At 51.9% G+C, this 239-nt stretch carries 1 rRNA gene; it reads right to left on the reverse strand.

The window, feature by feature from the left end:
* Positions 1-239 (reverse strand): 16S ribosomal RNA (locus tag PV403_RS25390); the annotation flags it as partial.

Consider the following 239-nt stretch of genomic DNA (forward strand, 5'->3'; position numbering starts at 1 on the left):
TGCTGGCAACTAAGATCAAGGGTTGCGCTCGTTGCGGGACTTAACCCAACATCTCACGACACGAGCTGACGACAACCATGCACCACCTGTCTCCTCTGTCCCGAAGGAAAGATCTATCTCTAGACCGGTCAGAGGGATGTCAAGACCTGGTAAGGTTCTTCGCGTTGCTTCGAATTAAACCACATACTCCACTGCTTGTGCGGGTCCCCGTCAATTCCTTTGAGTTTCAGTCTTGCGAC

The sequence above is a fragment of the Paenibacillus sp. GYB006 genome (genome assembly GCF_036577645.1).
GTDB lineage: Bacteria > Bacillota > Bacilli > Paenibacillales > Paenibacillaceae > Paenibacillus.